Below are 6,958 nucleotides of genomic sequence, written 5' to 3' on the forward strand. Positions count from 1 at the left end.
TTCACTGAATAAAAAGTTCATGTTTAAATTTGCTGGATCCAGAATGTCACTACGTTTTAAAAAATTAACACTTTCCATGTTTTTAATGGGCGCAGCGACGCTCAGTTTTGCTCAACCAGTATTGGTAAAAACAGAACAAAATATTGAAGAATATAAACTGGATAATGGTTTAAGAATTGTCCTTGCACCAAATGACAAAGAAAATAAGACTTTTATGAATACGGTCTATTTCACCGGTTCATTGAACGATCCGCAGGGGAAAGGTGGTCTGGCACATCTATTAGAACATTTAGCCTTTAAAGGGACTGAAAATATTAAAGGCGATGAATTTCAGCGTCGTCTGGATCAGTACACACTCTCATCGAATGCCAGTACGGATTATTATTCCACCAAATATACCAATCTGGTTCGCCCTGAAAGTACTGCACTGGCTGCGGTGATCCAGCTTGAAGCAGAACGGATGGATAAGCTGGTACTGCAAGAAAAATATGTGCCAACTGAAATTGATATTGTTAAACGTGAACGTGAAATCCGTCTGGATCAGCCATTTTCAGTATTGATGGATCAAATCTTTAAATCAGCTTATGGCAACCAGCATCTTGGTCGTCTGCCAATTGGCGATTTAAACGAGCTGCAATCGATCAATATACAGGAACTGAATCAATTCTACCGGACCTGGTATGCACCAAATAATGCTTATATGGTAATTTCAGGCAAGTTCGACAAGAAACAGGTACTGAAATATATTGACCAGCATTTTAGTCCAATCAAGGCACGTTCTGTACCAGAACAGCCGAAAGTACCAGAGTTAAGTCCTGAAAAGATTAAACAGCGTGAGTTTACTGTGGCCAAAGGCAGTGATTTTGCCAAATTCAATATCTATCTGAACCGTTCAGAAGTAGCTAAGCAGAACGCATTATCGGTAACACCAACGCTGTACACCTTGCAGCCGAGCGGGCATCTGTATCAGGGGGTTGTCGAGCAGGGAACAGCGACAGCTGTACAGTCTGCCACCTGGCTAGATAAGGACTTCAATATGGTCTTCATGGGTGCAGTCTATGCGCCGAATCATGATGCGAAAAAGGTGGAACAGGCATTACAGGCTGGTGTGGAGCAAGGCAAAGGTTTTAATGAAACTGAGCTGAACCGGGTTAAAAATATGAGCCGCAATGCCGCTGAGAACATTAAAAATAATGCAACAGCACTAGGTTCACGCCTGAGTGATTATATTGCATCTTCGAATGGAGACTGGAGCAAATATTTTAGGGATCTGAATGCAATTCAAAACCTGACTGTGGCTGATGCTAACGCCATCTATAAGAATTTCTTTAAGGCGGAATACCGCATTCAGGGCAATATTGTACCTACGCCTGAAGATCAGAAAAAAGCCAAACGGCAAGAGCAGTTTGCAGCAGCCAAACCAACCCTGGATCAACAACCTGTCACTGAAGAACCTTTAAAAGATATTTCAGTTTATCAGGCGGAAGTGAAACAGTATGTGAAGGAGTCTAAAAAGCTACTGACCAGCAAAGAAAAGCAGATCCAGCGTGGCAAACTGCAAAATGGCATTCAGTATGCTTTGTTCCCCACCCAGACCCGCGATGACAAAGTCTACTCGACGATTGCCCTTGATTTTGGTACAGCTGAAACACTCAAGCATAAAGGGGAATTGCTGGATCTGATGGCTTACTTGATCATGCGAGCTTCTGAGACTCAGAGCCTGCAACAGATTTCAGACAAAACTATTGAAGTGGGTGGCTCGGCCAATGTCAGTGCATCAGGCAATGGCCTGAATATTTCGATTTCAGCCAAGAAAGAATATTTTGAAGAATATTTTAAATACATTCTAAATGTATTGAAAAATCCGACTTTTGAGCAGAGCCAGTTTGACCTGATCAAGTCTCAGTCTTTGTCCAGCTTAGACCGTCCTTATACAGAACCGGATACGGTGACCAGTCTGACTTTTGCGCGTCTGCTCGAGCGTTATGAGCCGGGAGATTTACGTTATCATTTTGAGCCTGACTTGGCTAAACAGCAGATCAACGCAGCGACGCGTGAACAGGTCCAGCAACTGTATCAACGTTTCTTTAAAACCCATCATGCCCGCGTTGCGGTCACTGGTGAATTTAAGCCTAAGGCGATGCAGACGCTGATCAAGCAGGAATTTGAGGGCTGGAAAAGCAATGAGCCTTATACCCGCCTCAAGTCTGAATATGTCGCGCGTACTGCTGAAAAGGTACATGCACTATCGGAACAGCGTGAGTTTGGCAGCTATGTCGCCGCCATTTCAATTCCGGTGGGTTCAGATCATCTAGATGTACCTGCATTACTGGTGTTAAGACACATTTTGGGTGATTCACAATTGTCTTCTCGTCTGGCACAGGAATTACGTGAAAAGAATGCCTTGGTCTATGGCTTTAGTGCCAATGTAGATTTCGCTGATTGGGACAATGCCGGTGCCTTGGCCTTTGGCGCAAACTATACCGCAGGACGCTCTGGCCAAGTATCGGATTCAATACGTAAGGTAATTGCTGAGCTACGTAGCAAAGGTGTCACTGCACAAGAAGTCGAAGCTGCAAAAGCCAGTATTCTGAAAAAACGTGTCACAGCACTGGAAGATGATCGCCGTATTCATAGCATGCTGGTGCCTCAGCTGGAACGGAACCGTGACCTGAACTATCGTCAGAAACGTGACCGCGCGGTGGCAGCCTTAACCAAAGCAGATATCGATGTAGTGATTCAGAAGTATCTGAATGCCGATCAGCTGCTAGAAGTGATGTCGGATCAATATGGTCAGCCGGTGAATCAGGCAATGCTGACCAAGAAATAAATTTACAGAGTAAGCTGACTAATTTAAAAATCCTCCTCTCTAAAATACTGAGCAGGAGGATTTTTTTAAGGACGGAAGATATTTATTCTTCAAGATTACATACCTTCCATAAGGTGAGGAGTAATGGATATTCAATAATTTCTAGCGATTTTCTCAACCTCTAAAGTCGGTAAAAGCGTTTAGCATTGTCATAAAACACCTGCTTTAAGGCATTTTTATCATAGTCATGTACGATATCGCTAAAGGCATCAATGATATCAACCAGATTTGCACTGACCCGATCCATCGGAAAATTGGAGGCAAACATGGCACGATCCGTTCCAAAGCATTTTAGGGCATGCTGAATTAGAGGTGTCGCAAGTTCAATCAGCTGTACTCTGGAAGCTAATTGTCGCTGCTGATGAAAATGATGACCCAGCACTGGCATAAATAGCGCAGAGATTTTGGTCATGACATTCGGACACTCTGCCAGTTTGGCCAGATCTGTTTGCCAGTTTTCTAGAATCCGTTGCCTTTCCTGTGCAGTTTTTCCAGTACCTTTACCCACTGTGCCAAATAGTCCAACAGGCGTGCCGAGATGATCCAGAATAATCGGTGTTTCAGGGAAAGTCTTAGCAAGATGAATCACATCAGAAATCTGGGTGGAATAGACCCAGGCATCAAAACTCAGCCTGGCTTTGGCCAGATGTTCAAACCCTTTCAGGAATTTTTTATTAAGGTACAAATGGGGTTCATCAGCCCAGGCATGCACGCCTTTATCTGGATGCACGGAAGCCATTTTACGGATCCCACGAAACTTGGGCGAAGCTTCTTGATGGAGTTGCAGTAACTTTTTAAAGTCTTTCCTGCGTGGATCCGCGGTAGCCACAATTGCACCCAATGCCAGATCGTGTGCCTGAAAAGGCAGACCGGCTACAAATCGGGTTTCATTCACGACACCTGTGCCTTTGTGTTCATGCCAGCCAGCTTCAATATGTACTACCTGTTCGACCTGATAATGAGCAATATCCTGTTTGTAATGGGCAGGTAAATAAGGTGCGGTAATGTGTTCAGTCAGGCCTATCGTTTCAATAATTGGTTTTGGATTCAGGAGGCGCACCATACGGTCCAGCAGGCGAGGATGCTTACCAAACAGTTTGACTGCCAGTGCAGCTGCATGAGGGGTGTGATAGGGATCCCACTGATGGATATGTGGGTCGATGATGGGGAAACTAAGCTGCATGACTTTCCTTGTTGTTATTGGAATTATTCTTATTGCTATATAGAAGTAAAATAATACGGGCGTCAATGCAAAAAGTTGATCTAAAAATGCCAGGTATAAAAAAAGCCCCGAAGGGCTGAGCATTAATGATCGTGGTCATGATCATGTTTATGCTTGTTAGCATGGAATTCTTCGTTATGACGGAAGCGCAAATAGTTTTCGAACTGCTCGCAGTATTCATCATAATTGTCTTCCAGCATCATCTGGAACTGCTGAAGAATGTAAGACATCACCTGATCTTTGGCATCACGCATTTCATTGCCGTCTTTGAAATTGTTGGCTGCCACCCAGGTATTAAAACGGGCAGTTGCAAACAGCATCGAAGCGCTGACCTGACCGCGTTTTTCTGCAGGATTGTCCTGAGAGCCTTTTTCTACGCGGCTAAACTCATTGGCTTGCTTGATAAATTCATCAGCACGTTCAAAGAATGCAGCATTTAACGCTTCTTCTTCGGTTACATCGGTCGCTTCAATCTTTTGAACCATGAATTTTTCCTGACACTAAAATCTTAATCGACTTATTATAGGCAAAGCCTTGCAGAAACTAAACCTTTGGCTTAATCTAAAAATAGCCTAAGCATAAAAATGTGATTCCCATGCAAGATGCAATCGCTGTACAAAGCCTGAAAAGTGACATTGCCTTATTACGCCAAAATATCTGGCCACCAGTCAATCTGGCCAATGTCGAAGGACTACCAATTTACTATGGCAGCAAGTCGCAGGTGGAAGAATATTATCGTCAGTGGACGGGTTTGATTGAAAGGGCGCAGGATCTGTTTCAGCCTTTTATGGAAGATGAAGTGCTGGATGCAGTTCATCTGCCGAGCCATTTAAATCTGCCATTATTCTATTTTCATGTCGATCGTATCCGGATCAATAAAACCCGTGCCAAAGAATCAAAAACTTTTCGTGGTATTGCCAGTCTGGTTGAAAAATGCGGTCAATTCGAGCCGGTACAGATTCAGGCGATGCAACGCTGGCTAGACAGCGATGAGACAGCAGCACTGGTGGCACATCGGGAATTTGTCGATTTGCGCACTTATGTGTTCCAGCATGGGCAAAATGAATATACTCGGACTCGATTCTATGTGAATGGTATTGTCCTGAGCGTAGAGCAGCATTTCGAACTGGTAGATGCACGAGATAAGCCACGTAAACAGCGCAGTGACAGTTATAACGATCCGCTTGCCGATAACAATACCTGGAAAGTTTACGGTAAATATCGCTAAGTATTTACTGATTTATTTCTTCCAGAAAGGCTGTACTTGGGCAAATTGCTGTAACTCTACCTGAATTTCCTTTTGCAGCCGCTGTTGCTCCGCATGTAACCAGCCTAGCACAAACCATGCTTTAGGCTTTCGTTTCACATAAGGTTGATATAGGCTTTCTGCAACATGCAGGTCATTATATTGACCCAGGCTTTCCTGTAGCGGTTTTAACGCCTTGAGATAATTTTTCACCTGTTTGGCTGGAAACAGGTTTTGCAGAAATTCGATGTTATAGCGTAAACGCTTTACCCGCTTACGGGTACGATGCTGATCCTCAATTGCCAGCTCACAAAACTGTTCAGCATCGGCACAGATCTGCTGATGTAATTTGCCTAGACGCTTATACAGCATACGAATATCTGTAGTGACCTGTTTAGGTTCAGCCTCACTATAACGGAGTAAATCCAGTATCAGATAATTGGTTTCTGGTTCCCGGAACACCTGTTCTACATCGACATTTTCTTCTGTTGCCGGTGGTAAGCTCAGAATCGGTGATCCGGCAGCTTCAAGTTGTGGCAATAAGCTTTCTGCCAAGGCATCGCGATCACGTGCTGCACCGAGTTGCTGAAAAAGCTCAGTCAGTTGCTCCACCCAAATAGGAGGAATTTCTAGCTCATCGACATTAAAAAAGCGTAAGGCACTGCGCAGACGACGGATAGCGACCCGAGCTTGATGGATATGTTCACTATTATAATATTCAGTAGATAGCGCCGTTGCATTAGGAAGTAGGTGCTGCAAAGTATTTCTAATAATTTTCTGCAACATGCCATGTAAGTTATCATCCTTGCCTAATACCAGCGGCAGTTGATGTTGAGCAGGTGTAATGCTGCTGCCTTCAAGCAAAGCATAGCCACGATCTGACTTGCTACGGCTGTCTAGCCATAAGTCATAACGTTGGATCCAGGGTTGTACAAATTCGATCAGTTCACTCAGCTGTCCTTGTTTGAGTTCAAATTCCAGCTCATAAATGGCAATAAATTCTGTACCATGCCGGATTTCACCTTGATCAAAAGCAATTTCAATCACACTGTTTTTATAGTTTTCTACATGAATAGAACGTTGCACTTCAGTTTCAAATTGCAGATTTAAGGGAATTTTTAGTGATCCTAATGCTTCTTTAAGCAGTTCACTGACTTCAGGATAATTTTTATAGTGTTTAAGGTCACATTGTTCAGGCTGTTCTTTTCCTAGCTCAAATTCCACCTCCAGACGCTCAAAAGGCTGTTTCCCAGGAGCTTTAAGGGTCTGTAGCCAGATTTCATTTTCCAGGCGCTGCCGTAAAGCAATGCCATGCTCGCGCAGCTGTAACTCAGTCGTATCAAAATAACGAGCCCAGAGATGATTACGCACTAGCGTTAAACTGATGAAGTCTTGTTGCAGCTGTGCGTGCATGTGGGAGGGAACTTGAAATTTGAGTTCAATTTCTGCCATCGGGTGCTCCTCCTCGATACGGCGTCTAGTCTAATAATTATAATAGTGAATATAGCCCAAAGCGTTTGGAAAAGATAAGCTGCAAATGCAACAAAAAAGCACCTCTGCGACTGAAGTGCTTTAGGATGGATTTTCTACAACTGCAATAAAACTTGATAAAGCGACTTTA

The 6,958-nt window shown here is 43.6% G+C and carries 5 protein-coding genes; 2 read left to right on the forward strand and 3 right to left on the reverse strand.

Features of this window, described 5'->3' with window-relative positions:
- The first annotated feature begins 43 nt into the window (after nucleotides 1–43).
- The gene (locus B4033_RS03640; RefSeq protein WP_286832163.1) at nucleotides 44–2,830 is read left to right on the forward strand and encodes a M16 family metallopeptidase; all 2,787 of its coding nucleotides are present in this window, start codon (nucleotides 44–46) and stop codon (nucleotides 2,828–2,830) included.
- 160 nt (nucleotides 2,831–2,990) lie between these two features.
- Here B4033_RS03640 and B4033_RS03645 read toward each other — a convergent pair whose 3' ends face one another.
- Nucleotides 2,991–4,052, reverse strand: coding sequence for an amidohydrolase family protein (locus tag B4033_RS03645; protein ID WP_286832165.1), 1,062 nt, complete (start codon nucleotides 4,050–4,052; stop codon nucleotides 2,991–2,993).
- A gap of 122 nt (nucleotides 4,053–4,174) precedes the next feature.
- Nucleotides 4,175–4,576, reverse strand: a complete 402-nt coding sequence (locus B4033_RS03650) for a DUF3144 domain-containing protein (protein ID WP_004812380.1) — start codon at nucleotides 4,574–4,576, stop codon at nucleotides 4,175–4,177.
- A 110-nt stretch (nucleotides 4,577–4,686) separates the two neighbouring features.
- On the opposite strand from B4033_RS03650, the gene B4033_RS03655 reads away from it, so the two are divergent.
- Nucleotides 4,687–5,319 carry a hypothetical protein gene (locus B4033_RS03655; protein WP_286832167.1) on the forward strand — a complete coding sequence of 211 codons (633 nt, stop codon included), beginning with the start codon at nucleotides 4,687–4,689 and terminating at the stop codon, nucleotides 5,317–5,319.
- A 12-nt stretch (nucleotides 5,320–5,331) separates the two neighbouring features.
- Here the strand turns inward: B4033_RS03655 and B4033_RS03660 are convergent, their stop codons facing one another.
- Nucleotides 5,332–6,789, reverse strand: coding sequence for a CYTH and CHAD domain-containing protein (locus tag B4033_RS03660; protein WP_286832169.1), 1,458 nt, complete (start codon nucleotides 6,787–6,789; stop codon nucleotides 5,332–5,334).
- Nucleotides 6,790–6,958: the final 169 nt, after the last annotated feature.

The organism is Acinetobacter sp. UBA3132, from assembly GCF_002364825.1.
In the GTDB taxonomy this organism is placed as follows: domain Bacteria; phylum Pseudomonadota; class Gammaproteobacteria; order Pseudomonadales; family Moraxellaceae; genus Acinetobacter; species Acinetobacter schindleri.